The organism is Streptomyces sp. NPDC020490 (assembly GCF_044335305.1).
Lineage (GTDB): Bacteria > Actinomycetota > Actinomycetes > Streptomycetales > Streptomycetaceae > Streptomyces.
The window spans coordinates 95,886-121,487 of record NZ_JBIRUY010000016.1; the positions used below are offsets into that span (position 1 = coordinate 95,886).

The following is a 25,602-nucleotide window of genomic DNA, read 5'->3' on the forward strand; positions in this document are numbered from 1 at the left end:
CCTGCGGCCGCACGAACGGGAGGAGAGCCGTCATGGGCAAGGGCAAAGACGCAGACCTTACTTATGCAGAGATGGAGAAGGTCGCGGGTGACCTGATCAAGGACATGCACGACCTGGAAGACAAGATCAAGTCGGTCGAGAAGCGGGTCAGCCAGCTGGTGGAGAACGGCTTCACCACCCAGAAGGCCTCCGGCGCCTACGACGACTCGATGAAGGACTTCACCAAGGGCGCGACGAAGACCATCCAGGGCCTGCACGGCCTGTCGGACTTCCTGAAGAAGGCCAAGGAAGCCTACGAGCAGCTGGACGACCAGCTCGCCAGGTCAGCCAAGGGCTGACCGGCGCTTCCAGGCCGTACCGGCGCGGCGGGACCGCCACGTCCCGCCGCACCGGTACCGACGGCTTGATCTCGACGCCATCGAGCCGCGACCCGCTCCTCGGCTGAGCGGACGACGACGCCCTGCTCAAAGGAAAGAGACGTGACCTCACCGAACGAGGGCACCTTGCGGGCCGGACACTACGAGTGCACCTTCGAGTTCCAGCCCGGCTGGGTCGACCTGACCCTTCAGGCCGGCACCAAGGCCGAGGCGAAGGCGCTGGCCACAGAGGTGGTGAACCGGCTCAACCCGCTCGGCCCGGAAATTGAGAAGAGCGCGGTCTTCGACGACATGGTCGGAAGGGCCGTCGACCTCAACGAGGACTTCCCGACCCTGGCGGCGGCGTACAACACGGAGGCGGGGGAGGCACTCGCCGATCTCTCGGTCGACGGCTACAGCGACGAGGGGGTGCCCCGGCCGAGTGCCGAGGAGGTCACCCCGTTGCTGCTCGAATGGGGGAACGCCGAAGCCATCGGGGAGCCGCAGATCACCCGTCTCGAACTGGCCGCCGGACCGGCGGTGCGGGTGCAGTCACTGCTGAAGGTCAAGCGCATGCTCGGGCTCGGCCGGAAGGTCACGGAGTTCATCCGGTACGCCGTCTTCCCACCGCATCTGCAGACGCTCATCGTCGTCACGGTGACCTGGGAGAAGATCGCACTCAGCGCCGAGATCACAGAACTGGCCGACGAGGCCGTGCGGACCATGCGGATCAATCCGCTCCCCACCGGGACATTGCGCCGGCGGACCTGACCTTCCGCGGTGTGGACAACTCGCCGCACCTGAAGAAGGAGTTCATCCAGGACCTCCAGCAGAGGGCGAAGGACGGCACGGCGGTGGTTCTGGCCCCGCGCAACGGCGATGGTCGGTGTCGCCGTGACGGTCCTGTGCTGAACACCGGAGCCCGCCTCGCTCCGACTCTCGACCAGCGTCGTTCCAGCGGTTACTCCAGTTCCTCGACCGGGTCCGTGAAAGAGATCGTCTGGAGCACGGTCGACATGAGGCGGTAGATCTCGGCCCAGTGCTCCATCGATGCCGTGTGCAGGGTGAAAATCGCGGTGAAGGGACCGGTGGGAAAGGGGACGTGGACCTGGATCTGCCCGGTGAGCAGCTTCATCTCCTCGCCGCTGGCCGTCACCTCTGGACTGAGGGTGTACTCACGCAGGGTGATGCAGGACACCGCCGGGCCGCATGGCAGGTCGAGCCGGATGGCGTCGTTGTAAGGGTCGCTGGAGAGAGCCGCGAGGGTGCCCTGGGCGATGACGTCCGGGTCGGGGACTGCCTGGTCCGTGGGGGTGATGGCCACCGTGAGAGCACATTGGGCGACGCCCTCCGACGGTTCGTGTCTGGTCACTTCGCCCTCTGGGCCGTCGTCCTCCGCTGTCGAGAACAGGCCCATCGCGGCATAGGAAAGCCCCGTGTCGCCCATGAGTTCGGCGATGGCCGCGTAGTAGGGAGCGGCGGGCGCCCATACGCTCTCGTCGCCTCGGGAGTACAGCTCGCGCACGAAGGCGCGGGCACCTTCGGCTCGTTCCTCGGGCGTGGCGGCCAGAGGAAGGGTGAAGAATCCCTCCGGGGTGAGAAACCAGATCGGTGGTAGGTCCTCGTCGGCTGGGCTGACATGTAGGGGGATGGTGAGGTCTGCGGAAGGGGTCATGTGAGGGGTGCGCCGTTCTGGTCGGGCGGGGTGGGAGTCATGTCAGCATGTCTTCTTTGTGGTGATCCATGATCCCGACTTCGTTGCCGCTATCGTCCATGACCGTATAAAGCCCCGAGTGGCCGAAGAACGCATGGGTTGTGCTGGGCGCAAAAACTTCGATTCGGAAACATCCGCAAGGGTTACGTTTCACGAGAGGTGGCAGGGCGTCCGGTGCCTGGGCCGCCGCAAAGGATTCGGCAGTGCTTCGCTGAGCCGGCGTGAGTGCGTCCAGCGCAATGAAATCCAGAGGCTCGATCAAATATCGGGTGAGCCTCTCCCGATTTACGCTGCTAACTCTGCACCATGAGCCATCTGTGAAGACGATTTTCGCGTCGTTCCCGATTCTGAAGTTACGGAGTTCAACCCTTTCGATGCTGGATCTAGGGATCTCCCACAGAAGCTCATCGTCGATGAGTGCGTCATTACCCCTGATGTAGGGGAAGCCCACGATCAGGACCCGTCGGTCGGTGATGACGGCGTGCGTGCGGTATCGCTTCGCTGAGGACCGGCCGGGGTCCAACTGCCAAGGCAGGGTGCGGGCGATGGTCCCCGGCGCGGACCACATGACGGGGAAGTCGTCGACCTCGTCAGCTTCGTCGTACGAGATGTTTGTTCCGGCGTTCGAGGAAGGGGTGCCGTTGAGGCTTCCTCCGTGTGAGGAGAGAAACCCCACGATGACAGCGCCCGCGACGAGTGCGGCACCCTTGATGACGTTCCGGCCCACAGTGCCGCCGACGGAATGGGCGGTGTACGTCGGCCCCTTGGGCCAGCCGGGCAGTTCACCTTGGATGTCGTTGCGCTCGGTGTCCCGGAACCAACGCATTCCCTTGACGCGCGTGGCTGTGCCGGTGGCGAAAGTAAGAGGAGCGCGCGCGATGAGCGTCTCATGGGAATCGGGCTGCCAAATATTCATGGCAATGCGGACCTCCTTCGTGACGGCCGCTGGGCCATCGCTTCACGTCTGTCTCTTGCCGTTGCAATTTCCCACGGCGAACGGAAAAAGGCTGATCCGTGACCAGGAATCAGTCGTCCGTGAGATGTCCGTAGATCTTGGGCGCGATTTTGATGCCGGCGTCCAGGGCTCTGCCGCCCATACCGAACGGATCGATTTTGAGACCGACCGCGTTGATTCCCTTCGTGCCGATCAACTGGCCTGGGTGATAGCCCGCGACGGCGAGACCGCCCATACGCGACATCAGGCCACTGGTGCCGTGAGCAACTTCGTAGACATCGTTCGACATACCCCCGATCTTCACTAGGCCCGCCTTGCCGAGCCCTCCTGTGATGTGCGTCGATTCTCCCCCGAACGACAGAAAGATTCGCGCGCTACCGATCCTTGAGGCTTGAAAACCCTCGCCGAGTCTTCCTGCGGTAGCGACGGCCTTGACGCGGCCGACCACCTTGGCACCCTTGCCGAACATCCCGATGCCCGGCAAGAGCCCCACCGCGTCGAGGCCGACCTGCATCCAGCTCACATCGGCGCCGCTGGCCTTGGCCAACCCGTGAGCCGCCAGGGCCAGTCCACTGCCGATGAGCGCGGCCGTACCGAAGATCGCTGCGAGAGGCGGGAACGGGAGCGTGACGATGGCCAGCATGCCCAGCACCGCGGTGACATCGCTGAGGACGTCACCGATCGCCTTGATCAGATCGGCGTGTTCCTTGAGCCAGTCTCCGGTGGCGTCCCAGGTGTCCGCTATGCCCTTGCCCAGCTTGTCCCAGAACCCGGGCTCGTCCGGCGCGATGTCGGCGGCCTTGTCGAGTTCCTTGCTGATCTTCCGGGCGGCCTGGCGATACTCCTCCTCCAGGTCGTGGACCTTCTGGATGACGCCGTCCACCGCGCTGGAGGCCTTGCCCAGTTCCTCGCTGCCCTTGCCACCGGCCTTCCCCTCGGCCTTGGCCTTGGCGTCGAGCTTTTCGCCGGCGCTCTTCTCCAGTCGGTCCGCCCGCTCCTGAAAGTCCTGGAGTTCGTCGGCCCAGCGGTGCAGGGCTCGGGAGGCCTTGTCGAAGGAGTCGTGGCTCTTGCGGACGAGCGGGGTGACGTCCTTCCCTATGTAGTCGGTGAAGGCGATCGCGGTCTTGCCCTTCCAGGCACCGCACTCGATCCGCTCCAGTTCCCCGAGTGCCGTACCCAGTTCGCCGGCGAGCTTGCCCAACCGCTTGGCGAGTTCCCGGGTGTCCTCGACGCTCCCCGGGGTGGGATCCCACCCGATGTGCGGGAAGGCAGGCCGCTGTCCAGCCACGTCACTTCCCCTTCTTCTTCGGGGCCTTGAGGGACTCGGCCAGGTCCAGGTCGAGCTTGCCGAAGCTCTCCCCGATCATGTTGATCATCTTCACGGCGCCGTGCGTGTGTTTGCCGAGCTGCTTGATGCCGTAGGCCCAGTCGTCGGCGAAGTCCTGTACGTCCTCGACGAGTTTGCTCTCGCCGACGGCGGAGGCGTCCGCGCCGCGCAGGGCGCGACGGGTGGTCTCCATACGGTCGCTGATGGAGGAGAAGGTCTTCTTCAGATCCTGGAAGATCGTGTCTTCGAGGTGCAGGTCACTCATACGTGGTCCGGTTTCTGCGATCGGTGGGCGGACCGGGGCGATGCTGGGTCCTCCCGCGTTCGGTCAACGGTTGACGGACTGGATCTCCTGGACGGTGACCGCCTGGTCGTTGCCGAACGTGCCGTCGGGCAGGTCGCCGCCCGCGCCGCCGGTGCCGGTCCAGTTGATCTGCCAGGTGATGGTGGCCCGGAGTTTGAAAGTGCCGTTGCCGGACGACCGAAGGTACTTGATGCCGCACGGTGGATTCCGGTCGGCCTTGCCCTTTGCGTAGGCCTCGCCGATCGAGCCGCCTGCGCCGAGCGTGCACGTCCCGGATGCGGGGTAGGTCTCGGCGTCACTGGTGCCTGGCTCGAGTTTCAGGGAGACCGGCTTCGCGGTGGTCGTCGCCTGGATGTTCAGACCGGCGACGTCGAGTGACGCGGTCACGGAGACCTCCTTGAATCTGGCCTTGTCGAGCCAGGCCCAGGTGGGGAGGTTGACCTTGGTGATGTTCTCGGGAGCGAGAGTCACCTTGGTGACAGGAAGCTGAATCGCGTTGTACGCGGCCTCGGCGAGGACCTTCGGAGTGACGGCTTGGGGCACCGGGGGAGTGTCGTTGTTCGCCACCCAGAAGGGGAGCTCACTGCACTCCATGCTGGCGGGGTCGTCCAGGCGGTCGGGGTTCTGGACGGCGACCCACCAGTTCCCCTCGTCGGCCTTGTCCTCGTTGTAGTCCTTGTACTTGCCGTCCTTGTAGATGTCCCGGAACTGACCGACCGCAGCCTTGGCGTAATTGGCCTGGCCGGGTGTGTTGAGGGTCTCCTCGTACATCGTTTCGACGTACGTCTTGAACTCGTCGACGGAACGGGGTTCGTACCAGCACGCTGGAGGAGTCCAGTCCGTGACCGGTTGGACGGTGGTGCCGCCTCCGGATCGCACGGAGCCGGAATATGTCACTTTGGAAATCAGGGTGCCGGCACTGGAACTGCCGGTCTGCTCGGTGTTGCCCTGAGTGCCCTTGGTCGGCGGCCACGTCGCGGATGCCGTTCCGGGGACGGCAAGAGCAATGGCCCCGGCGAGCAGACCTGTCAGGGCGAAGCGGCTGCGCGATGTCACGGCATGCACGACTTGTGGCCCCTCTGCGAGGTGAGCTTCGTCGTCTGCCACACGCCCTGCTTGTTCTTCTCCAGTCGGGTTGTGTAGATGACGTAAGAGTCGCTGTTCACTTCCGTCTTGATGACCTTGCCGGTCTTGCGGACCTTCGCGAAGGCCTTGCTCTGGTCCTCGCAGTAGACGACGCCCGCCGACGCCGAGTCGAAGACGTCGACCTTGGCGTTGTAGTAGCGATTGACGCCGGTGATGGAGTAACCCTCCTTCGCGATCGACTGGACCCAGTCCTTCGCATCGGCCAGGGCACCGCCGCTGTAGTAGAAGGTGAGCGCCGGCAGGTCGGCATCGCCCTTTGCGATGGCGTAATTGGTGGCGTCGATCCTCTGCGCGACATCCCCCAGAACAGCGTCCTTCGTGGCATCGCCGGTCTTCCAGCCGTCGAAGGCGTCGGTGAGGTCACTCGGCAGAGTGATCTTGGGTCGGTCGGCGGCGTCCCCCTCGGTGGGTGAAGGCTTGGCCGAGTCGCTGCCGGTGTCGGCTCCGGCGATCTTGTCGTTGGCCTTGGCGCTGTCGTCCCCGTCCCCACAGGCTGTCAGCAGGAGGGCTGCGGTCGCGGCGAGCGCGGCGGCAGCGGCTAGAGTGCGGCGCTTCACAGTGGACTCCCCGTGAGACTGAAGTTCGTCAAGGGCACAGACGTTATCGGTGGGGTTCCGGGTTTCGCCACAGCGAACAAGTCTGTCGGCGGCGGGTGTTGGGTTCACTCGAAGCGGTGAAGCGGGCGTCGCCGCACAGTCTCGCCCACGGTTCGGCGGAGTCCCTGGCGCCTTGCCGTGTACGCCGCGTGAGTTATCTGTGCAGGCATCGTGGCCTTCTCGTGAGGGGGAGTTGGAGGTCGCTGGGCAGGGGCGCGGAGCTGCTGTGCCGTGGTTTGGCGGCGCCTTTTGTGGCGGCCTTGCGGCGACAACCCGGGTTCGCCAGAGCACAGTTGATGTCCCGGTCAATCGCCTGGCACAACCGACCCGGATCTGAATGCAGTTGCAGATGAGACGAGACGAAGTGGTTTGCGACGCATGGGGTCCGTCGTGCCTTGAGGGGCTTATGTGCGGCTGATACGGTGCCATGGCTTGACAGTCACCCCAGCGATGGCTATTCGCCCAGCTCGGGCGGTACGTCCCGCACGTCCGGCACGTCCGGCGCGTCTGTGTGCGGGCGGACGCGGGGTGAAGTGTCCGATTGTGCCGGGGATTTGTCAGACGTGGCAGACAACGTCTTGGACGTACGGGGAGCGGTTGCGTGAAGATCCAAGAGCGTACGGGTGCGGGCGCGGGCCGTGCCGCCGCTCCGGCTCAGCCGTCGGTCGGTGAGCGGCTCCCCACACCCCCTCGCGAGCGCAAACCCGCCCTGGCCGCCCTGGCCGTCCTGTTGATCCTGGTCGGCGCGCTCGGTGCGACGATGCTGGTGCTGCAGGCCGGTGAGCGGATCGAGGTCGTGAAGGTGACCAAGGAGATCCCGGCCGGCGGCTCGGTCACCAACGACAACGTGACCTCCGTGATGGTCGCCCAGGACAGTGGCATCCACTACGTCGAGTGGTCCCAGCTGGCCGCCCTGAAGAAGCTGAAGGCCGTCAACACCATCCCGCCCGGCGTCGTCGCCGTCGGGGAGATGTTCGGCGACGACGCCGGCGTCCAGGCGGGCAAGGCCACCGTCGGCCTGTCCCTCAAGGCGGGCCAGTACCCGAGCGGGCTGGAGGCCGGGGACACCGTCGCCGCCTACCGGGTCGGGTCCGACACCAACTCGAGCAACAGCAACAGCAACAGCAACACCAGCACCGGCAACTCCTCGGCCTCCGCCGGCGGCGGCTCCGTGATCGTGGAGCAGGCCCGCGTCAGCTACGTGCAGCCGCAGAAGAGCGGCGACCTCGTCAGCAGCACGAACCTGCCGGTCACGCTCACCGTCGACAGCGACAAGGCCGCCTCCCTGGCCCAGGCCGCCTCCGACGGCGAAGTCGCCCTCGTGCTCGTCTCCGGCAACTAGAAGGCGGCTCCAGCACACCATGGCCCTCATCGCACTGGCCGCCGACAAGGGTTCCCCCGGCGTCACCACCGCGGCCGTCGCCCTCGCGGCGGTCTGGCCGCGCCGTGTCCTGCTCGCCGAGACCGACCCGGCCGGCGGCGACCTCGTCTACCGCAGCGCCGCCGCGCACGGTGGCCCGCTCAACCCCAACACCGGCATGCTGTCCATAGCGGCGACCGCCCGGCGCGGCCTCGTCCCCGACCAACTCTGGGACCACGTGCAGCCGTTGAGCGGCGGCCTCGAGGTGCTCGTCGGGCTCGGCATCGCCGAGCAGGCCGCCGGTCTGGCCGGGCTGTGGCCCACCCTCGGCCACGCCTTCGCCTCCCTCGGCGACTCCCCGAACGCGCCCGCCGACGTCATCGCCGACTGCGGACGCATCAGCGGCGACACCCCGGCCGTCGAACTGTTCCCGCACGCCGCCCTCGTACTGCTGGTCTCCCGCACCGAGCCGGAGGCCATCGCCCGCGTCCGCGACCGCGCCGCCGCCCTGTCCGCGAAGCTGCACGGCGGTCCGCGCGGCGCCGCCAGCCTCGGCACCCCGCTGATCGGCGTCGTCCTCGTCGCCGACCCGGCCAACGCCGGCAAACTCGCGAGCCAGGTCAACGACATGCTCGTACACGCCCAGACCGGTGCCCGGGTGGTCGGCACCATCGCCGACGACCCCGCCGGAGCGGACCAGTTGGCCGGACGCAAACGCGGCCGCCTCGACAAGTCGCTGCTCATCCGCTCCGCCCGCAAGGTCACCGCGGACCTCTACCAGCAGTACGGCGCCGCCTGGTCCGTACCCGCGCACGGCCCCGTGGGCGGGCGTGCGGGGGCCGGGGCATGACCGCTGTCGACCACCAGCTGGTCAAGCGGTTCCGGCAGGAGGCCGGCGACCGTATCGCCGAACAGCGCCGCCTGGACCAGGCGAACGGCGTCACGCCGATGTCCACCGAGGACGAACGGCAGTACGCGCGCGCCGTCATCGCCCAGATCCTGGAGGAGTACGCCCGCTCCGAGATCAACGCCGGGCGCACGCCGCTGGACGCCGAGACCGAGGAGCAGTACGCGGCCGCCGTGCACGCCGCCCTCTTCGGCGTCGGCCGGCTGCAGCCCCTCCTCGACAACCCCGAGGTCGAGAACATCGACATCAACGGGTGCGACCAGGTCTTCGTCGGGTTCGCGGACGGCCGCGAGATCAGGGGCGAGCCGGTCGCCGACACCGACGAGGAGCTGATCGAGCTCATCCAGGTGTTGGGCGCCTACTCGGGCCTGTCCTCGCGGCCCTTCGACTCCGCGAACCCGCAGCTCGACCTGCGGCTGCCCGACGGCTCGCGCCTGTCGGCGGTCATGGACGTCGCCCGGCGCCCGGCGCTGTCCATCCGCCGCGCCCGCATGGGCAAGGTCTTCATCTCCGACCTCGTCGGCAACGGCACCCTGGCCCCCGAGGTCGCGCACTTCCTCGCCTGCGCGGTCCGCGCCCGCAAGAACATCATGATCGCGGGCGCCACCAACGCCGGGAAGACCACGCTGCTGCGCGCCCTCGCCAACGAGATCCCGCCGCACGAGCGGCTCATCACCGTGGAACGGGCGCTGGAGCTGGGGCTCGACACCTTCCCCGACCTGCACCCCAACGTCGTCGCGTTCGAGGAACGGCTGCCCAACTCCGAAGGCCAGGGCGCCATTTCGATGGCCGAGCTGGTGCGCAGGTCGCTGCGCATGAACCCGTCCCGGGTCATCGTCGGCGAGGTCCTCGGCGACGAGATCGTCACCATGCTGAACGCGATGTCGCAGGGCAACGACGGCTCGCTGTCCACGATCCACGCCAACAGCTCCAGCGAGGTCTTCAACCGCATCTCGACCTACGCGCTGCAGGCGTCCGAGCGGCTGCCCATCGAGGCCAGCCAGATGCTGATCGCGGGCGCGGTCAACTTCGTCGTGTTCATCCAGCGGCGCAACGACTACCAGACGGGCGGCCGCCTGCAGCGCATGGTCACCTCCGTCCGCGAGGTCAACGGCGTCGACGGCCGTGTGCTGTCCAGCGAGGTGTTCGCCGAGGCCCCCGACGGGCGGATCGTCCCGCACGCGCCCATAGCGTGCCTGGAGGACCTGATCGCGCAGGGCTACCGGCCGACCGGGACGTGGGGTTGACATGACGTACGAGGCTCTCGGCTCGCTCGGCACCATGGGCGGCCTGTTCTCCACGACCGTCCTGTACTCGATCGCGAGCGGCGTCGCCGTCGGCGGCGGACTGGCGCTGTTCGTGGTCGCCGTACGCGGCCTGCCCGCCAAGCCCGACCACGAGAAGCAGAAGGCGGCCGAGCGGGCGAGCGAGCTGATCCGGTTCGCCGGGCAGCGCGGCTCGCTCGCCGCCATCGTCGGGCTCGTCGTGCTGCTGCTGACCCGCTGGGCGGTGGCCGGCATCGCGGCCGGCGTGCTCGTCTTCTTCTGGGACCGTCTCTTCGGCGGCGCCGCGGAGGAACGCTCCGCCATGCGCCGCGTGGAGGCCCTCGCCTCCTGGACGGAGTCGCTGCGCGACACGATCGCCGGCGCGGTGGGCCTGGAGCAGGCCATCCCGGCGTCGGCCCGCGCCGCCGCCCCGGTGCTGCGCCCGCACCTGGACGCCCTGGTCGACCGGCTGCGCTCGCGCACCCCGCTGCCCGACGCGCTCCAGCAGCTCGGCGACGAGATCGACGACGCGTCCGCCGACATCATCGTCGCGGCGCTCATCCTCAACGCGCGCCTGCGCGGGCCCGGTCTGCGGCAGGTGCTGGGCGCGCTGGCGAAGTCGGCGCGCGAGGAGGTCGACATGCGCCAGCGCGTGATGGCGCAGCGCGCCTCCACCCGCAGGTCCGTGCAGATCGTGGTAGCCGTCTCCATCGCGTTCGTGCTCGGCCTGTCCATCTTCAACCGCGACTTCGTGGAGCCGTACGGCACGGCGGTCGGCCAGCTCGTCCTCGCCTGCGTCTGCGGACTGTTCGCGCTCGGCTTCTGGTGGCTGCGCAAGCTGTCGACCATCGAGACGCCCGAACGCTTCCTGGTCCGCGACGAGTCGGCCGTGCAGTTCGTCCGCCCGCGGACGCCCGCCCAGTCCGCCCAGTCCGACGAGGGGGTACGACGGTGAACCTGACGATGCCGGTCGTGGTCGGCGCGGTCCTCGGCCTCGGCGTCTACGTCCTGATCCGCGCCCTGATGCCGTCCAGGCGCAGCGCGGTCGCGCAGGTCGCGCGGATCGACGCGATGCGGGCGCGGGGTACGGCCTACGAGTCGGCACGCACGACGTCCGACCGGGGCCGCCTCGGCTCGCTGCGGGCCGAGGTCGGCGCCCGGGTGTCCGAGTTCTATCTGCAACAGGGCTGGGAACAGCGGTCGTTGCGCGCGGACCTGGCCGTCCTGGACCGCAGCTGGGAGAACTTCCTGGCGACCAAGGTGCTGCTGGCGGTGGCCGGGCTGTTCTTCGGCCCGTTCCTGTTCGCCGTCGTCTGGACGATGGGCTTCGGCAGCAGCCCGGTCATCCCGGTCTGGCTGGCGCTGGTCTGCGCCCTGCTGTTCTTCTTCCTGCCCGACCTGGAGGTACGGCGGGACGCGGCCGACAAGCGGCGTGACCTGCGGCGCGTGATCGGGGCGTACCTGGACCTGGTGTCGATGAGCCTGGCCGGCGGGCGGGGCCTTCCGGAGGCGCTCATGGCCGCCGCGGAGGTCTCCGACGGCTGGGCGACGCGGCGCATCCGCAACGCCCTCGCCGACGCCCGCATCACCGGGATCAGCCAGTGGCAGGCCCTGGGGCAGCTGGGCGAGGAGATCGGCGTGGAGGAGCTGAAGGACCTCTCCGCGTCGCTGGCCCTGGTGGCCGACGACGGCGCGAAGGTCCGCGAGTCCCTCGCCTCCCGCGCCGAGACCATGCGGCACCGCGAACTCGCCGAGATCGAGGGCAGCGCGGGCGAGAAGTCGCAGTCGATGCTGGTGGCGCAACTGCTGTTGTGCGCCGGGTTCCTGGTCTTCCTGATCTTCCCGGCGGCGATGCGGGTGTTCCAGGTGTCGTGAGCCGGTCGCAGAGCCCTACCGCAGAGCCGCAGAGCCCTTCCGCAGACCTTCTTCGCACTTCGGACGACTTCGAGAGGACAACGCGTCATGAACGCACGTAACTTCCACACCGGTGTCCCGGCCGTGGACTTCCTGGTCACGTTCCTGCGCGGCCGTGTCGAGCGGGCCCGCTCCGGCGAGCTGGACCGCGGCGCCTCCGCGGTCGAGTGGGTCATCATCTCGGCGGTCGTCGTGGCGATCGTGGGAGTGGTCGCGGCGATCATCAACCAGGCGCTGAGCGACGGAGCGACCAAGGTCGGCGACTGCATCAAGGGCGCCAGCGCGAGCAAGACCTGCTGAACGTCCCTTCGAGTCAACGGGGTTGTCGGTGCGCGTAGCTCGATGGATGCGCCGCCGGGTGGAGGCCGCCTCCGCCCGCGGTGACTCCGGCATGACCGCGATCGAGTTCGTGCTGCTCACGCCGGTCCTGTTCTTCATGATCTTCGCCACGGTGCAGTTCGCCCTCTACTTCTTCGCCGACCACGTGGCACAGGCGGCGGCCCAGGCCGGTGCCCGCAAGGCCCGCGCCACGGCCCACGACCAGCCGGGGGCGTGGCGCGGCGAGGCGCGGACCGTGGTCGACAGCTACATCGGCCAGCTCGGTCCGCAGCTGGTGCTGTCGCCGGACGTGACCATGCTCCAGCCGGACCAGAACACGGTGGGCGTGGAGATCTCCGCCCGGGTGCCGACCGTGTTCCCCGGGCTGGACCTGACGGTGCACGCCCAGTCGGCGGGGCCGGTGGAGAGGTTCGTACGGGAGGACGGGAACTGATGCCGTGGTCCTGTCCCAGGAAGCGCTGTCGCAGGCGGCTCGTCGACGACCGGGGACTGTCCACCGTGGAGGTGGTCATCCTCGCCCCGGTGATGATCCTCTTCATCCTGGTGCTGGTGGCGTTCGGCCAGCTCGTCGACGGCCGTGGCGCGCTCGACGGCGCGGCGCGCGACGCGGCCCGCGCGGGCTCGATCCAGAAGGACCACGCGACCGCGATGGCGGAGGCGCGGAAGGCGGCCGAGGCCGACCTCGCGGACGTCTGCTCGGGCCCGGTCACCGTGGTGCAGACCAGCCAGGGCTTCGAGCCGGACACCATCTTCACGGTCGAGGTGAGCTGCCGGGTCCGGGGCCTGGCGATGCTGGGCCTGGACGTGCCCACGACCCTGACGGCGAGCTTCAGCTCACCGCTGGACCCGTACCGGAGGACAGCGTGAGGCTCCGCTCGGACCACCGGGACCGCTGGCAACGTGTAGGCGGCTGGCTGTCGTCCCGCCGTACCCGCCTGGACGACCGTGGTTCGGGCGCCGGCGCGGTCATCATCTTCGCGCTCGTCTTCCTGTCGCTGTCGGCCTTCGTCATCGACGGCGGCATGTCCATCTCGAAGCGGGAACGCGCCGCCGACATAGCGGAACAGGCCGCCCGTTACGCCGCCCAGGACATCGACCGGGAGGCCCTCTACGACAACCAGGGCGGCCCGGCGCCGATCAACTACGAGAACTGCGACGCCCGGGTCAAGGCGTTCGCCCGCGAGATGGACATGTCCGGCCCGGACATCGCCGCGACCCACTGCGTGGCGGCGGACGCCCAACGGGTCGAGGTCGAGGTGCAGTTGACGTACGCGCCGGTGTTCACCGGGATGTTCTACGGCGGCGACGTCACCGTGCGCGGGCAGGCGGTGGCCGAGAACGAGGTCGGCTGACCCCGCGCGGCCGGCCCGCGCACAGCCGCTCAGTCGGCCTGGCTGTGCCCCTGGCCCCCGCCGCCGACCTTCCTCTCCTCTTCCTTCACCCCGTCGCGGACCTTCTTGGCGAGGTCGACGTCGAGCTTCTTGAACTCGCGGACGACGGCGTCGGACATGTCGGCGAGCGCGTCGAGCTGCTGGGTGATGTCCTCGCGGCCGTCCTCCCAGTTGGACTCGAAGTCGTCGAGGGCGTGGTTGACGCTGCTGTCCCCGATGTCGTCCTTGTAGGACTCGAAGAGTTTCTTGGTGTGGTTCAGCCGCGTCTTGAGCGAGCGCAGCCGCTTGCCGTAGTCCTCGAGCTCGCTGAGCGGCAGCGCGAGGTCGCTCTTGCCCTGGCCCATCCGAACGTCCCCCGATCTCGTAGTCTGGGCGGCACCGTACAACGAATGAATCGACGTCGGCACACGGGGAGAACCGGACACGTCATGGCCCGCTACATGGAGACGCTCACCGTCGAGCGCGGAGGCTTCCGGATCAAGGTGCCGGAGTCGTGGTGGGAGTTCGACGTACGGCCGGAGTCGCGGGACGACTCGATCCGCCGGATGGTCGACGAACGGGTCCGCAGCCACCCGGAGTTGGCGGCGTACCGAGACACCTACGTCACCTTCCTCCGGAAGGCGGCCGCGGACGCCTGGAAGTCCGCTGCGCTGTACTGCGGTTGCATGGCGGAGAGCTTCGGCGGGGACACGCCGATCACCGGCTCGGTGACCGTGTCCCTGGTCGGCGGCCGCACCCGGGACGGGGCGCCCCTGTCGACCGACCCGGCCGCGATCGCCGCCGGCCTCGCGCCCAAGGAGGCGAAGAAGGACGGCGACTCCTGGCGGAAGGTGACGACGGTCGACATCCCCGGCGTGGGCGCGGCGGCGCGGACGTACGGCATCGAGGACATCGCCATACCGGACGACAGCCTGGGCCGCACGATCCGCGCGGTGCTGATGCAGACGTTCATCCCGGTCCCCGGCCAGGAGGGCAAGGTCGCGCTGGTGGCGGGCAGCAGCCAGGTCCTGGACCTGGCCGACTCCTTCTTCGACATCTTCGACGCGATCACCTCGACGTTCCGCTTCACGGGCTGAGCGGGAGAGCGGGGCGGATCTTCCTCTCACCGCCGACGTGTCCAAGCCGTTGCGGGTCGCGGAGGGGATGGCGCAGGAGGATGCCATGGCAGAAGACGTCTGGGGAACGGCGAAACGCAGGTATCCCGTGGGATCGACCGCCCGCGGGAGAGTCGAAGCCCGGCTCCCCTTCGGCGTCTTCCTGGAACTCGACGACGCTCCCGGCGTCAACGGCTTCGTCGACCTGCTGTCGTACAACCCGGACGGGACGATCAACGACCCCGCCGCACCTCCGGCTGCGCTGCCCGAGGTCGGCGAGGTGGTCGAGGGCATCGTCACGGTGCACGTCGACCGCGACAGGCAGATCCGTCTCCGGGTCGGTCCCGCGTTCTGGAAATCGTGACGTGCGGGCAGCCCGGTGACAGACGGAGCGTCTCGCGAACGCGGGGACCACGGCTGGTTGCGCGTGAGGATGACCGATGACGCCGATATTGCGGACCTGGAAGACCCGGAAAGAGGGCTCCTCTTCATCGCTCGGTCACCGAGCGGACATCGCGTCTGCGCGGCGAGCACTGAAGAAGACGAGTACTGGATTCTCGAAGCGGACTTCCCCGAGGCGTGCGGAGCCGGTCTGCTTGACGAGCTGGCGTAGCCGTGGGGCGACGGGAGCCCTGGCCGCACTGGCTGAGAAAGAGACGATCAGGGACGGTGACGCGATGGCTGACGCACCCGGGAAGGGTGATGGGGGACCAAGTCGAGAGGCGCCTGATCTGGTTCCACGACCCGGCGGCGAAACCGCACCCCGATCCCTGGGGCATCTGACGTGGCCGCGTTCGACAGGAAGGCGCTGACGAGCCATGACGTCCGCGTATGACTGGGAGACGGGCGAGGGCCTGTCAGGCATCGACGATCCCGCCGCGGTCGACGCCGCGTTCGAGCGCGGTGAGCAGCACCTCGGCACGGCGGTGATCGGGCTGGCGTACACGTGTCCACCGGCGGTGGCGTCGCCGCGGATCGTACGGGCGATGCGGGTGCTGGACGGCCCCTGGAGAGAACCGGCATTCACTGCGGCGGGAATCGTCGCGCGCCTCCACGGCGAGCTCACGCCGGCTCTGTATGCCGCACTGCGTGACGAAGGTGCCGGTGGTGTCGCCGAGAACGCGATCAGGGACACGCTGACGTATGTGGCATTCGGCAAGCTGCCGCCGTGGTTCAAGTGGCGATGGCTGCTGGCATCGGTGCGGAACACGCTCGAAGGCTGGTGGCTCCGCGCCCGAGGTGCGGTCGATGAAGCCCGGCACGCCGTGCGTGGGCGTCGTTCTTGATGCGCCAAGGACGACGAGTACGGCCTCTTTCTCGTCGAGCAGGTGGTCGACTGCCTGGATACGCACAGGTCCTCGAAGCCGAAGCGCAGCGGCGAGATCAATAAGACCGTGTTCCGCCCGGAAGCCCTCCCTGTTCACCTGGCGGCCTTTCGCCCACCGCAGTTCCCCAGGGCCGTCCAGTGGAGCGGCTGGGCGGCCGACCGGCTCGTGGAAGTGACAGGCGACCAGGTCGAGAGGCGCCTGATCTGGTCCCAGAACCCGGCGGCGAAGCCGCATCCCGATCCCTGGGGCATGTGATTCGACCGCGCTCGACAGGAATCAGCGGCCGCCCGGCCCGCTCCGTCCCGTTGATCCACGGCGAGGACCGGTGCGCCAGCTCAGTCTGATCTTCTTCTCGTCGTACTGGCGTGCCGTGTAAGTTCACGTGTGCATAAGGGTGTTGAGGGTGCGCATGTGACGGGGGTTGCAGATGGCGGGGCACCGGCCGCACGACTGGCATGTTCTGGACCTGGAGAAGGACCCGACGCCGGGCGACCCCGACCGGGTGCGGACGCTGGCCCGGACGCTTCACGACTTCGCGGACGACGTGTCCGAGGCGTTGCGGGTCGTGAAGGGGATGGCGGAGGAGGACGCGGCCCTGCAGTGGGCCGGGAAGTCCGCCAAGGTGTTCAAGGAGGAGTTCTCCGGCGTCCCGAAGAACCTGAAGAAGCTGAAGAAGTCGTACGACCTGTGCGGCGACGCGCTGGCGGCGTACTGGCCGAAGCTGGAGCGGGCGCAGGCGCTGGCGGACAAGGCGCTGGCGAAGGCGCGGGAGGCCCGCGACAACCTGTCGTCGGCGCAGTCACGGCTGGCCTCCGCCGACTCCTGGGTGACCCGGGCCACCAAGGAGGCCGACAAGTACAAGGACGATCCGACCGGCAGCAAGTCGGACGCCGACAAGCCGGACGAGTCGAAGGTCCGCGCCGCGACGCGGGACGTGCAGCACGCCAAGTCCGCCCACACGAAGGCCCAGTCCGACGTCTCCGATGCGCAGGACGCCCTGTCCGCCGCCAAGAAGATGGCCGAGGACGCGCGCAAGATGCGGGAGGAGGCGGCGCGGGAGGCCAAGCAGAGGATCGACGAGGCCTCCGACGCGGGCATCCAGAACCGGTCGTGGTGGGAGGAGGTCGGCGACTGGTTCGAGGACAACTGGGACACCATCGTCACGGTCTGCAAGGTCGTCGTCGCGGTGGTCGGCATCATCGCGATGATCATCGGTGGCCCGATCCTGGGCGCGATCGTGCTGATCGCGGCGCTGGTGGTGCTCGCCGACACGCTCTACAAATACTCGAAAGGCCAGGCGTCCCTGTGGGAAGTGGGGTTCGCGGCGCTGGACTGCATACCCGGCATGAAGGGCCTCACTACTCTGGGCGGGCTCGCCAAGGGGCTCAAAGGCGGCCTCGCGGCGATGAAGGACCTCAAGACCATGGGGCTCGCCCTGCGCGGCCTCGGCAAGAACGCCCGAGGCATGCTCGCAGACGGAGCCAAGGGGGCGTACAACCGGATAAAGAGCGTCGTCAAGTCAAAGGGCAGTGACCCGATCGACATGGCCACCGGCGTGATGTATCTGCCGGAGACCGATGTCGCTCTGCCCGGCAGCCTGCCGTTCGCCTTCCTCCGCCGGGCCGCTTCGGATTACCGCTGTGGCTGGTGGTTCGGGCCCACGTGGTCTTCCACCATCGACCAGCGGCTCGAGGTCGATGAACAGGGCATCGTGTTCGTCACCGAAGACGGGCTGCTTCTTGCCTACCCTCACCCCACGGGGCTGGACAACCCGGTGCTTCCCGAAGCCGGTCCCCGTCAGCCCTTGATCCTCCTGGCCGACGGCGGTTACCGCATTGACGACCTCACCAGCGGGATCAGCCGTACTTTCGACGCCCCCTTCGCCGGCATCGCCCTGCTGAAGCGGATGCACAACCGCATCGGTGCCGCCGTCGACTTCGAGTACGACGCCGACGGCACACCACTCTTCATCCGCCACTCGGGCGGCTACCAGCTCGCGTTGACGGTCACCGACGGACGGGTCACTGCCCTGCGTCTGATCGGGGCGGGCGCGGACGGAGATGACGTGACCGTGCGCGGATACACGTACACGGACGGTTTTCTCACCGCGGTCCGCAACGCCGCCGGTGCCGAGATGAGGCTCACCTACGACGAGCGGCACCGCATCACGTCCTGGACCGACCGCAACGGCCGCAGTTACTCGTACGAGTACGACGCGGCGGATCGCTGCGTGGCCGAGGGAGGCGAGGCGGGACACCTCGCCCTCACTCTCGACCACGACGGCAGGGACCCGGCCTGGCCCGGTACGAGGATCACCGCGGTCACCACCGCCGAAGGCGCCGTCAGCAAGTACGTCGTCAACGAGAGCAGCCAGGTCGTCGCGGAGATCGACCCGCTCGGTGGCACCGTCCACCACACCTGGGACGAAAACCATCATCCGCTGGCCACCATGGACGAGTTGGGGCACACGACCTGGAGGACATACGACGGCCTCGGCCGTCTTCTGAGCGTGCAGCGTCCGGACGGCACGACGATCCGGGCCGAGTACGACGCTCAGGGCAACCCGATCGGCATCACCCGCCCGGACGGGCTGACCCAGCACCGTCGGTACGACGCTCGCGGCAACTGCGTCGCGATCACCAAACCCGGAGGCGCCACGACTCGTTACACCTATGACGACGCCGGTCACTTGTCCTCGGTCACCGATCCCACGGGACGGACCACACGCGTGCGGTGCGACGCCGCGGGCCGGGCCGAGTGCGTCACCGACCCGTCGGGGGGCGTCACCCGCTACGCCCACGACGCCTTCGGCCGGGTGGTGAGCGTCACCGATCCGCAGGGCCGCACGACCCGCACGGACTGGAGCCCGGACGGCGAACTGCTGCGCCGGACGGCACCGGACGGATCGGCGGAGGTGTGGACGTACGACGGCGAGGGCAACCGGATCAGTCACACGGACCACCTCGGCGCGGTGACCCGGTTCGAGTACACCCACTTCAACCTGCTCGCCGCGCGGACATCCCCGGACGGCGTCCGTCATGGGTTCGAGTACGACGCCTCGCTGCGGCTGGTCAGGGTGAGCCGCTCGGACGGGCGGTGTTGGAGCTACGCGTACGACATCGCAGGACGGCTCAGCTCGGAGACCGACTTCGACGGCCGCACCCAGGCCTACTGTCATGACGCCAAGGGCCAGGTCGTCGTCCGAACCAACGCACTCGGGCAGACTGTCCGCATCACCAGGGACGTCTTCGGGCGCATGGTCGCCAAGGACGCCGAGGGGGCGGTCAGCACCTTCGCCTACGACCTGAACGACCGGCTGTACCGGGCCGAGGGCCCGCACGCGACCGTGGCACTCGTGCGCGATGCGGAAGGCCGGGTGATCTCCGAGACCGTCAACGACAGAACCAGCACCTTCTCCTACGATGCTGCCGGCCGGCCCCTGAGCCGCACCACCCCCACCGGCGTGACCAGTACATGGCTCCACGACGACCGGGGTGACCTGGCCCGGACCCGCACGGCAGGCCACACCGTCGATTTCGGTTACGACACGGTCGGGCGACTGTTGTCTCTTGGCGTGGACGAAGCGATGTCGTTGACGCGTGTGTACGACGGCCTCGGAAGAATCACGGAACAGGCCGTGGTCACCAGAGACGGACGGACCATACGCGACCGTTCGTACCGCTACCGTGCCGACGGGCGCCTGATCGGGACCGTGGAGCCAGACGGCCTCAGCCGGACGTTCGACTGGACGAAGCCGGGCGTACTGTCGCCGTCCGGGCCGAGGACTGGACGGAGTCCTACGGCTACGGCGCCGACGGATCCCAGACAGCAGCCGCCTGGCCGGACCGGCACCCTGGCCAGGCGGCGGTCGGCGGCCGTGAACTGGTGGGAACCCGGCTGATACGGGCGGGGAACACCCGCTACCACTACGACGATCAGGGACGGGTCGTCCGCAAACACCGCGCGCGTTTGTCCCGCAAGCCGGAAACGTGGACGTACACGTGGGACGCCGAAGACCGGCTCACCGCGGTCCGTACCCCTGACGGCACGCTGTGGCGGTACCAGTACGACCCGATGGGCCGCCGCATCGCCAAACAGCGCCTGGACGCGGACGGCGCGGTGGTGGAGCAGACCGACTTCACCTGGGACGGGACCTCGCTCTGCGAACAGCTCACCCGCAGCGCCGGGCAGCCGCATGCCGTGGCACTGTCCTGGGAGCACGACGGCGTCCGTCCGATCACCCAGACCGAACGGATCCTCACCGCCACGCGTGAGGAGATCGACGCACGCTTCTTCGCCATTGTCACCGACCTGTCGGGCGCGCCCACCGAACTGATCGGCCCGGACGGCGATGTGGCCTGGCAGGCCCGGAGCACCACGTGGGGAGTGACTGCTTGGCACGGCGGGAACAGCGCCTACACGCCCCTCCGCTTTCCGGGCCAGTACTACGACCCCGAAAGCGGCCTGCACTACAACTTCCACCGCTACTACGACCCGGAGACGGCCCGCTACGTCACCGCCGACCCGCTCGGTCTGGGCCCGTCGCCCAACCCCTACCTCTACTTCGTCGATCCGTGGCTCTCCGCGGATCCGTTCGGGCTCTACGAGATCGGCAAGCCGGATGCTGCCAGCCAGGCGGGTAATCTGCCGCTCATAGCAGACAAGATTGCCGCGCACGGCGACATCAAGGCGCGTGGGATTCCGGGAGTCGATGACCTGGACGTACCGGAACACCTGGAAGACATGATGACCGGCTCACCAGGGTTCCGTATGCGCAGTACCCCGTCGGGTATCCCTCGTTTTGCGTGGTGGGACGATGCCACCGGGACGATGCTGATTCGCGAAGGCGACAAGGGCACCTTCATGCAGCCCGACGGCGGTTACGAGTATTTCCTGAAACAGTTGAAGGAGTGAGTGGCATGACGGGGCGGGGCCGGAAGCGGGCACCGTACGACGTGTTCCGGGGCGCGCCGGAAACCAGAGCGGCGTGGGGTGAACTGACGCGGCCGGTACTCGACGCGATCGCTGGATGCGACGCGGAACGGCTGGAGGCCGAGAGGGCGCGGGTCGCACCCCACATACGCGAGAATATGACGATGCCGGTGTATTCGGTGGCCGACCGTTTCGCGTCCTGGGAGCGCCTGGTGCGCCGGACGGAACGGGACTGGTCGAGCGACGACTTCTACCCCATCAGCGCCTACGGCAACGACCTGGACTCCCGTGAGGCGCTGGAGGAGTTGATGCGTGCCATGCCGGCGGAAGCCCGAGACGGTGTTCTGGGGCAACTCCTGACGCGACTTGACGCCAGGTTCCGCGCCGCCACCGTCCCTGACCCGGAGCGCACACTGAGCCCCTGGGTTCGCCCGACGACCGACAAGCCCGAACCGGAACTCGGCGAGTGGTGGAAACGCCGCCCCGTACATGCCCCTTGGGACGACTGAGCGCGGTGGCGGCCGACAGGCGAGAAGCCGCGTTCACCATGGTGGGCACCGGTGCGCGCATTCACGGCGAGTCTGTCCCGGAGAGCGTGCTCGCGCGGGAGATCTTCGGCCCGCTCGGGGGGATCGTGGAGGCCAGAGCCGTAGCGGCGACGGGTGTCTGGAGCCTCGGTGCGGTTTCGGTCGGTGCCCTGGTCGACGGTCGGCGGGAAGAACCTGGAGGAACTGGAGAGGCCGGAGACCGTGCGCCGTATGTGCCGCATGGCCGCTGATCTGCAATCGGCCCGTTTCTTGCAGGCTCTCGTCACGGCCGCCGTCGCGGCGGGGACGGAGGTTCGGCAAGGGGCGGCCCTGATCGCGGAAGCGCTCGGGATCGCGTGTGACCTGGTGTGTGCGGCAGGAGGGAGTTCCCCGGCGACGGTTTTCCGGATGTGGCGAGTAGCCCACCTTCCGGGCGCCCTCGATCCCAGGGGGAAGGCCCCGGAAAGCGGAAAGGCGGGCTTCAGATCCTATGACCGGGAGTTGGAGGCATTGCTCTTGAAAGATCCACGAGTGGGACCGCCGACATCATGACCGCGGAATTCCTCATGAGCCTGGACGAAGGCATGCTGGAGTACTTCCGTGCCGTCGCGAACGAGATGACGTCCAGGTTCGTCATCGAGTACGCCGAAGCCGTCGCGAGGATCAACGAGCGGTACCGGGACGCCGAGATCTCGGCCTACCCGGACCTCATGTGCCACGAGTTCCCGGAGCACTGGGCCTACGGCCTGTACTACTACCCGGACGACTCCGGCCGCTTGCCGTCCGGTGACGAGGACGACGACGAGGGAATCGACACTTCCGCGCTCAGGGTCCGCCCCGCCCCGCCGAGGGACTCGCCGACCTGGCCCCTGAGGCGGTGAGGGGAATGTCGTACGACGTGTTCAGGGCCGCTCCGGAAACCGGAGCGGCGTGGGGTGAGCTGACACGGCCGGTACGCGACGCGATCGCGAGGTGCGATGCGGAACGGCTGCGCCCGACGACGGACCGGCCCGATCCCGGACTCGGTACGTGTTGGGAACGCGGGCCCCAGGGCTTCGGTGTGGGTTTGATGTCGTCCGTTTTGATCACGTGAGGCCGAGAAAGGCAAGGGGCCGGATTCGGTCCTGGGGCCGCCACCTCCCTGAAGGGGATATGGGCGATATTCACCTAAAACTCTCCTTTAGTTGCTTCGTGCTGCCCAATGTGTCGAAATGCAACCGCCAGTTGATCCTCGACACCATGACGAGGGGCACTGCCTGGCGGATGCGTGTTCCCGACCGAGTGGCACTCGCTTCGGTATCTCCCCGTGCACGTCACTGGAGGTCATCTACCCGCAGATTACTGGGCAGTTGACCTCAGGGTTTCGTGGTAGCGTCCTCGTCCGGAGGGACAGTGCAACCTGAAAGGGAAATCGTGAACACGGAGAAGATCGCCGCTCGCCGCCTCTCGCTGGAAGAGGTGACGAAGCTCGACGCGAAGGACAGGATCTTCGTTTCCGCCGACACGGCAGAACTCAAACTTCCCGACTGTTATGTCCCTGCTTTTCTGACCAAGTCCGGTGAGTTTTTCGAGGGCGGCTCGATCACGGCGAGGACCGTATTCCAGGAAGAGGTTTCCTGCCTTCCCGACGACGAGAATGAAGCCGGAATCTACGTGGCCGACGAGAGTGGCTCGGAGACCATCGAGGTACTCCAGTCCGCCGGTGTCGTGCTGGACCTGGCGCTTTTCGTCCCTGGTGGGGACAAGGGGGCTCTCACGGCCCTTTACGCTGCGGCTCGGCAGGCGTTCGGCGCCGACATCGTGCAGATCTGGCGCCAGAGCCTCAAGGAGGTTCCCGACGTGAAGGTCGACATCTTCGAGGAGCAGATTCCCCGGGGGCGCAAGGGGGGCGACAGTCCCAAGCGTGACCGTCGCGCGATCGACACCTACCCCACCCGTGCGGACTTCATCGAGTTCTCCGCGGGGTGGAAGCCGGTCGTTGAGATTCACAGGCCGATTGTTGACGACACCCCGACCATCTGAGGCGGCGTTGCCTCTCGGCCCCGCTCCGAGGGAACGCCGAGAAGTTCCACTCGATGACTTCGTGAGGCAGTCCGCCTGACCGAGATCGAACCCTGATGCTGTTCTGCGACAGCCCTCAGGGCTTCGGCATGGCCGAGTGACGTCCACTTCGTGCTCGGGCGAGGCCGAGGAGCGTGAGGGGCCGGCGGGCGTCACGCGCATCACGGCGACGGCCGGAGGCGATGTTCTTCGCGCCGTTCGGTCGCAGGGCGCCGACCGCGATGTCGCGCCAGGTCGCCCTGGCGCGGGTGCGCTGTCGGTCCGCCACCGCGCACGCGGTTCTTCAGGGCCGTCGTGGACGACTTCGTGGAGTCGTTCGGGACGGCCGGTCCGCCTCAGCGCGGGACGTGAGTGACCGTGTCCCGGAAGACGCCTTCCTTCAGGGCGTCGACGAACGCAGTGAAGGAAGGGGAAGGCAGGGAGAGGATCCCCTTGGCCGGGGCCTTCGAGTCACGTATGGCTATGTGGGTGCGGCGGTGCGCTATCTCCAGGCAGGCGTTTCCCTCTCCGCCGCCGGAGTAGGAAGACTTCCGCCAGATGTCGGGGGTGGCCATGGTGTGCCTCACAGCTCCTTCGCCAGCCGCTCGATGAAGTCACGTGAGCGCCCGGGCTCCAGTGACACTGCCTCCACTCTACGGAAGAGTGTTCGGAAACGGCCGAGTTGGGCTTCGGCGTCGACGAATGCGGTTCCGTGGGGCCCGTCGCGTACCACGGTGTCCAGTTGGGGGACCGGCCCGCCCGCGTACACCATGGCGCTTCCGGCTCCGGCGAAGCCGGTCAGGCCGAAGGGGATGACGCGCACGGTGATGTGGTCCGCTTCGGAAAGCTCCAGGACGCGGGCGAGTTGAGCCCGTGCGGCAGTGCGGCTGCCGACCATGATGCGCAGTGCCGCTTCGTGGATCACCGTCCTGTACGGCGTGGCGCTGGGGCGCTCGATGATGACCTTCCGCCTCATACGGTGCTCCACTCGGCGCTCCAACTCGGTCTCGGGGAAGTCCGGGTTCATGTAGGAGAAGAGCGCCCGTGCGTAGTCCTCGGTCTGGAGGAGGCCAGGGATGTGCAGGAAGTCCACATCCCATCGGTAGGCCGCGTGGTGCTCCAGTTCGGACAGGTCCAGGAACGACGTAGGCAGGTGGCCCCGGTACTCCTCCCACCAGCCGGTGGTGCGATCGGAGGCCATCGCTGCCAGCCCCTCGATCAAGTCGACGTCGGGACAGGCGTAGTGGGCGGCGAGCCGTCGGACGCGTTCCTCACTCACTCCTGCCGTGCCGAACTCGATCTGGCTCACCTGCGCCGAGTCCGTACCGAGCAACGCGGCGGCCTCGCGCCCCTTGAGCCCGGCAGCCTCTCGCAGTTTCCGCAGCTCAGTGCCCAGACGCTGCTGGCGGGCGGTGGGTTCTTTCCTGCGCGCCATGGTTTCCTCCCGGCGGCCCTGACTTCCCTGATGCGGAACCCCGTTGGGGTGGAACACTACGGCAGCGACTTGCGGGGTCCCAAATTGTGGCCCTACTGTCGGTGATGCGCCGCACACGCTGCGAAATGCCGGGGCCACCGGAAGCGCACCGCTCCGTCGCGCCGTGACGGCTGCGGCACTGCCACCGGCCGTCGCCGAGGCCGCGGTCACTGACCCCCTTCCTCTCGCTGGAGTTCCGTCATGCCTGAAAACGAGCCGTGGGAGTACTCCCTCTACATCCCGAACGACCCCCGCGCCGTCACCGTCTGCCGCCGCACCCTCCGTCTGATCCTGACCATGCACGGTCTCATCCGGCTGGTCGACACCGCGGAGCTGCTCGCGACGGAGCTGGTCTCCAACTCCGTACGCCACACCAAGGGGCCCGCGGCACTGCGGGTGCGCTGGTCGGCCGGTGTGCTGCGGATCGGGGCGTGGGACACGAGCCCTGAACCGCCGCAGCCGTCGGGGGTGTTGGAGCAGCTCGCCGGGGTGGAGGAGGGGCGCGGGCTTGCCCTGGTCCGGGCCTGTTCCGACCTGTGGGGGTGGCAGCCGCTCGCCAGTGACGGGAATCGTGGGAAGTACGTGTGGTGCGACCTCGTCGCGGCGTAGGCCCCGTTCGAAGTTCATAAGATC

General features: G+C 67.9%; 31 protein-coding genes. 22 read left to right on the plus strand and 9 right to left on the minus strand.

Annotated features, from left to right (window positions below; genetic code table 11):
* Nucleotides 1–32: 32 nt before the first annotated feature.
* Complete coding sequence (locus tag ACH4ZX_RS18680; RefSeq protein WP_398273442.1) at nucleotides 33–338, plus strand: WXG100 family type VII secretion target; 306 nt, start codon at nucleotides 33–35, stop codon at nucleotides 336–338.
* Nucleotides 339–479: 141 nt separating this feature from the next.
* Nucleotides 480–1,127 (plus strand): hypothetical protein, encoded by a 648-nt coding sequence (locus ACH4ZX_RS18685; protein ID WP_398273445.1) that lies wholly within the window; start codon nucleotides 480–482, stop codon nucleotides 1,125–1,127.
* A gap of 190 nt (nucleotides 1,128–1,317) precedes the next feature.
* Here ACH4ZX_RS18685 and ACH4ZX_RS18690 read toward each other — a convergent pair whose 3' ends face one another.
* The 6 genes from ACH4ZX_RS18690 to ACH4ZX_RS18715 form a co-directional block, all read right to left on the minus strand.
* Nucleotides 1,318–2,031 carry a hypothetical protein gene (locus tag ACH4ZX_RS18690; protein WP_398273448.1) on the minus strand — a complete coding sequence of 238 codons (714 nt, stop codon included), beginning with the start codon at nucleotides 2,029–2,031 and terminating at the stop codon, nucleotides 1,318–1,320.
* A 37-nt stretch (nucleotides 2,032–2,068) separates the two neighbouring features.
* Entirely contained in the window at nucleotides 2,069–2,986 is a 918-nt protein-coding gene (locus ACH4ZX_RS18695; RefSeq protein WP_398273450.1) for a hypothetical protein, read from the minus strand.
* A gap of 109 nt (nucleotides 2,987–3,095) precedes the next feature.
* Nucleotides 3,096–4,313 (minus strand): enoyl-CoA hydratase/isomerase family protein, encoded by a 1,218-nt coding sequence (locus ACH4ZX_RS18700; RefSeq protein ID WP_398273453.1) that lies wholly within the window; start codon nucleotides 4,311–4,313, stop codon nucleotides 3,096–3,098.
* A gap of 1 nt (nucleotide 4,314) precedes the next feature.
* On the minus strand, nucleotides 4,315–4,617 hold the full coding sequence (locus ACH4ZX_RS18705; RefSeq protein WP_398273455.1) for a hypothetical protein: 303 nt from the start codon (nucleotides 4,615–4,617) through the stop codon (nucleotides 4,315–4,317).
* 63 nt (nucleotides 4,618–4,680) lie between these two features.
* Nucleotides 4,681–5,679, minus strand: coding sequence for a hypothetical protein (locus ACH4ZX_RS18710; protein WP_398273659.1), 999 nt, complete (start codon nucleotides 5,677–5,679; stop codon nucleotides 4,681–4,683).
* A 29-nt stretch (nucleotides 5,680–5,708) separates the two neighbouring features.
* Nucleotides 5,709–6,359, minus strand: a complete 651-nt coding sequence (locus ACH4ZX_RS18715) for a hypothetical protein (RefSeq protein ID WP_398273457.1) — start codon at nucleotides 6,357–6,359, stop codon at nucleotides 5,709–5,711.
* Nucleotides 6,360–6,999: 640 nt separating this feature from the next.
* Between ACH4ZX_RS18715 and ACH4ZX_RS18720 the strand changes: the two genes are divergently transcribed.
* The 9 genes from ACH4ZX_RS18720 (at nucleotide 7,000) to ACH4ZX_RS18760 (ending at nucleotide 13,535) form a co-directional block, all read left to right on the plus strand.
* The gene (locus ACH4ZX_RS18720; protein WP_398273460.1) at nucleotides 7,000–7,740 is read left to right on the plus strand and encodes a hypothetical protein; all 741 of its coding nucleotides are present in this window, start codon (nucleotides 7,000–7,002) and stop codon (nucleotides 7,738–7,740) included.
* Nucleotides 7,741–7,759: 19 nt separating this feature from the next.
* On the plus strand, nucleotides 7,760–8,608 hold the full coding sequence (locus ACH4ZX_RS18725) for a hypothetical protein (RefSeq protein WP_398273463.1): 849 nt from the start codon (nucleotides 7,760–7,762) through the stop codon (nucleotides 8,606–8,608).
* Complete coding sequence (locus tag ACH4ZX_RS18730; protein ID WP_398273466.1) at nucleotides 8,605–9,912, plus strand: CpaF family protein; 1,308 nt, start codon at nucleotides 8,605–8,607, stop codon at nucleotides 9,910–9,912. The genes ACH4ZX_RS18725 and ACH4ZX_RS18730 overlap by 4 nt, the downstream gene beginning before the upstream one ends.
* Nucleotides 9,913–9,946: 34 nt before the next feature.
* A complete protein-coding gene (locus tag ACH4ZX_RS18735) occupies nucleotides 9,947–10,885 on the plus strand; it encodes a type II secretion system F family protein (protein ID WP_398273662.1) in 939 nt (312 codons plus the stop codon).
* The gene (locus ACH4ZX_RS18740) at nucleotides 10,882–11,805 is read left to right on the plus strand and encodes a type II secretion system F family protein (RefSeq protein WP_398273469.1); all 924 of its coding nucleotides are present in this window, start codon (nucleotides 10,882–10,884) and stop codon (nucleotides 11,803–11,805) included. The genes ACH4ZX_RS18735 and ACH4ZX_RS18740 overlap by 4 nt, the downstream gene beginning before the upstream one ends.
* Nucleotides 11,806–11,892: 87 nt before the next feature.
* Nucleotides 11,893–12,144 carry a hypothetical protein gene (locus ACH4ZX_RS18745; RefSeq protein ID WP_324786362.1) on the plus strand — a complete coding sequence of 84 codons (252 nt, stop codon included), beginning with the start codon at nucleotides 11,893–11,895 and terminating at the stop codon, nucleotides 12,142–12,144.
* Between the two features lie 22 nt (nucleotides 12,145–12,166).
* On the plus strand, nucleotides 12,167–12,616 hold the full coding sequence (locus ACH4ZX_RS18750; protein WP_398273472.1) for a TadE family protein: 450 nt from the start codon (nucleotides 12,167–12,169) through the stop codon (nucleotides 12,614–12,616).
* Nucleotides 12,616–13,050 carry a TadE/TadG family type IV pilus assembly protein gene (locus tag ACH4ZX_RS18755; protein ID WP_398273475.1) on the plus strand — a complete coding sequence of 145 codons (435 nt, stop codon included), beginning with the start codon at nucleotides 12,616–12,618 and terminating at the stop codon, nucleotides 13,048–13,050. Before ACH4ZX_RS18750 ends, ACH4ZX_RS18755 begins: the two co-directional genes overlap by 1 nt.
* On the plus strand, nucleotides 13,047–13,535 hold the full coding sequence (locus tag ACH4ZX_RS18760) for a Tad domain-containing protein (RefSeq protein ID WP_398273478.1): 489 nt from the start codon (nucleotides 13,047–13,049) through the stop codon (nucleotides 13,533–13,535). The genes ACH4ZX_RS18755 and ACH4ZX_RS18760 overlap by 4 nt, the downstream gene beginning before the upstream one ends.
* A gap of 29 nt (nucleotides 13,536–13,564) precedes the next feature.
* Here the strand turns inward: ACH4ZX_RS18760 and ACH4ZX_RS18765 are convergent, their stop codons facing one another.
* On the minus strand, nucleotides 13,565–13,918 hold the full coding sequence (locus ACH4ZX_RS18765; protein ID WP_398273481.1) for a hypothetical protein: 354 nt from the start codon (nucleotides 13,916–13,918) through the stop codon (nucleotides 13,565–13,567).
* A gap of 84 nt (nucleotides 13,919–14,002) precedes the next feature.
* On the opposite strand from ACH4ZX_RS18765, the gene ACH4ZX_RS18770 reads away from it, so the two are divergent.
* The 10 genes from ACH4ZX_RS18770 (at nucleotide 14,003) to ACH4ZX_RS18815 (ending at nucleotide 23,477) form a co-directional block, all read left to right on the plus strand.
* The gene (locus tag ACH4ZX_RS18770; protein ID WP_398273484.1) at nucleotides 14,003–14,650 is read left to right on the plus strand and encodes a hypothetical protein; all 648 of its coding nucleotides are present in this window, start codon (nucleotides 14,003–14,005) and stop codon (nucleotides 14,648–14,650) included.
* Nucleotides 14,651–14,735: 85 nt separating this feature from the next.
* The gene (locus ACH4ZX_RS18775) at nucleotides 14,736–15,032 is read left to right on the plus strand and encodes a hypothetical protein (RefSeq protein ID WP_398273487.1); all 297 of its coding nucleotides are present in this window, start codon (nucleotides 14,736–14,738) and stop codon (nucleotides 15,030–15,032) included.
* 69 nt (nucleotides 15,033–15,101) lie between these two features.
* A complete protein-coding gene (locus tag ACH4ZX_RS18780) occupies nucleotides 15,102–15,281 on the plus strand; it encodes a hypothetical protein (protein WP_398273490.1) in 180 nt (59 codons plus the stop codon).
* 205 nt (nucleotides 15,282–15,486) lie between these two features.
* Entirely contained in the window at nucleotides 15,487–15,954 is a 468-nt protein-coding gene (locus ACH4ZX_RS18785) for a hypothetical protein (RefSeq protein WP_398273492.1), read from the plus strand.
* Between the two features lie 42 nt (nucleotides 15,955–15,996).
* Nucleotides 15,997–16,251, plus strand: a complete 255-nt coding sequence (locus tag ACH4ZX_RS18790; RefSeq protein WP_398273495.1) for a hypothetical protein — start codon at nucleotides 15,997–15,999, stop codon at nucleotides 16,249–16,251.
* A gap of 172 nt (nucleotides 16,252–16,423) precedes the next feature.
* Nucleotides 16,424–19,897 (plus strand): DUF6531 domain-containing protein, encoded by a 3,474-nt coding sequence (locus ACH4ZX_RS18795; RefSeq protein WP_398273498.1) that lies wholly within the window; start codon nucleotides 16,424–16,426, stop codon nucleotides 19,895–19,897.
* On the plus strand, nucleotides 19,882–20,910 hold the full coding sequence (locus tag ACH4ZX_RS18800) for an RHS repeat domain-containing protein (RefSeq protein WP_398273501.1): 1,029 nt from the start codon (nucleotides 19,882–19,884) through the stop codon (nucleotides 20,908–20,910). Before ACH4ZX_RS18795 ends, ACH4ZX_RS18800 begins: the two co-directional genes overlap by 16 nt.
* 182 nt (nucleotides 20,911–21,092) lie before the next feature.
* Complete coding sequence (locus tag ACH4ZX_RS18805; RefSeq protein WP_398273504.1) at nucleotides 21,093–21,437, plus strand: hypothetical protein; 345 nt, start codon at nucleotides 21,093–21,095, stop codon at nucleotides 21,435–21,437.
* Nucleotides 21,438–22,003: 566 nt separating this feature from the next.
* On the plus strand, nucleotides 22,004–22,336 hold the full coding sequence (locus ACH4ZX_RS18810) for a hypothetical protein (protein WP_398273507.1): 333 nt from the start codon (nucleotides 22,004–22,006) through the stop codon (nucleotides 22,334–22,336).
* Between the two features lie 532 nt (nucleotides 22,337–22,868).
* Complete coding sequence (locus ACH4ZX_RS18815) at nucleotides 22,869–23,477, plus strand: hypothetical protein (protein WP_398273510.1); 609 nt, start codon at nucleotides 22,869–22,871, stop codon at nucleotides 23,475–23,477.
* Between the two features lie 374 nt (nucleotides 23,478–23,851).
* Here ACH4ZX_RS18815 and ACH4ZX_RS18820 read toward each other — a convergent pair whose 3' ends face one another.
* Both ACH4ZX_RS18820 and ACH4ZX_RS18825 read right to left on the minus strand, forming a co-directional pair.
* Nucleotides 23,852–24,070, minus strand: coding sequence for a DUF397 domain-containing protein (locus ACH4ZX_RS18820; protein WP_398273513.1), 219 nt, complete (start codon nucleotides 24,068–24,070; stop codon nucleotides 23,852–23,854).
* 8 nt (nucleotides 24,071–24,078) lie between these two features.
* On the minus strand, nucleotides 24,079–24,930 hold the full coding sequence (locus ACH4ZX_RS18825) for a helix-turn-helix domain-containing protein (RefSeq protein ID WP_398273516.1): 852 nt from the start codon (nucleotides 24,928–24,930) through the stop codon (nucleotides 24,079–24,081).
* A 240-nt stretch (nucleotides 24,931–25,170) separates the two neighbouring features.
* Between ACH4ZX_RS18825 and ACH4ZX_RS18830 the strand changes: the two genes are divergently transcribed.
* Nucleotides 25,171–25,578: an ATP-binding protein gene (locus tag ACH4ZX_RS18830; protein ID WP_398273518.1), complete on the plus strand. Its 408-nt coding sequence runs from the start codon at nucleotides 25,171–25,173 to the stop codon at nucleotides 25,576–25,578.
* Nucleotides 25,579–25,602 lie beyond the last annotated feature (24 nt).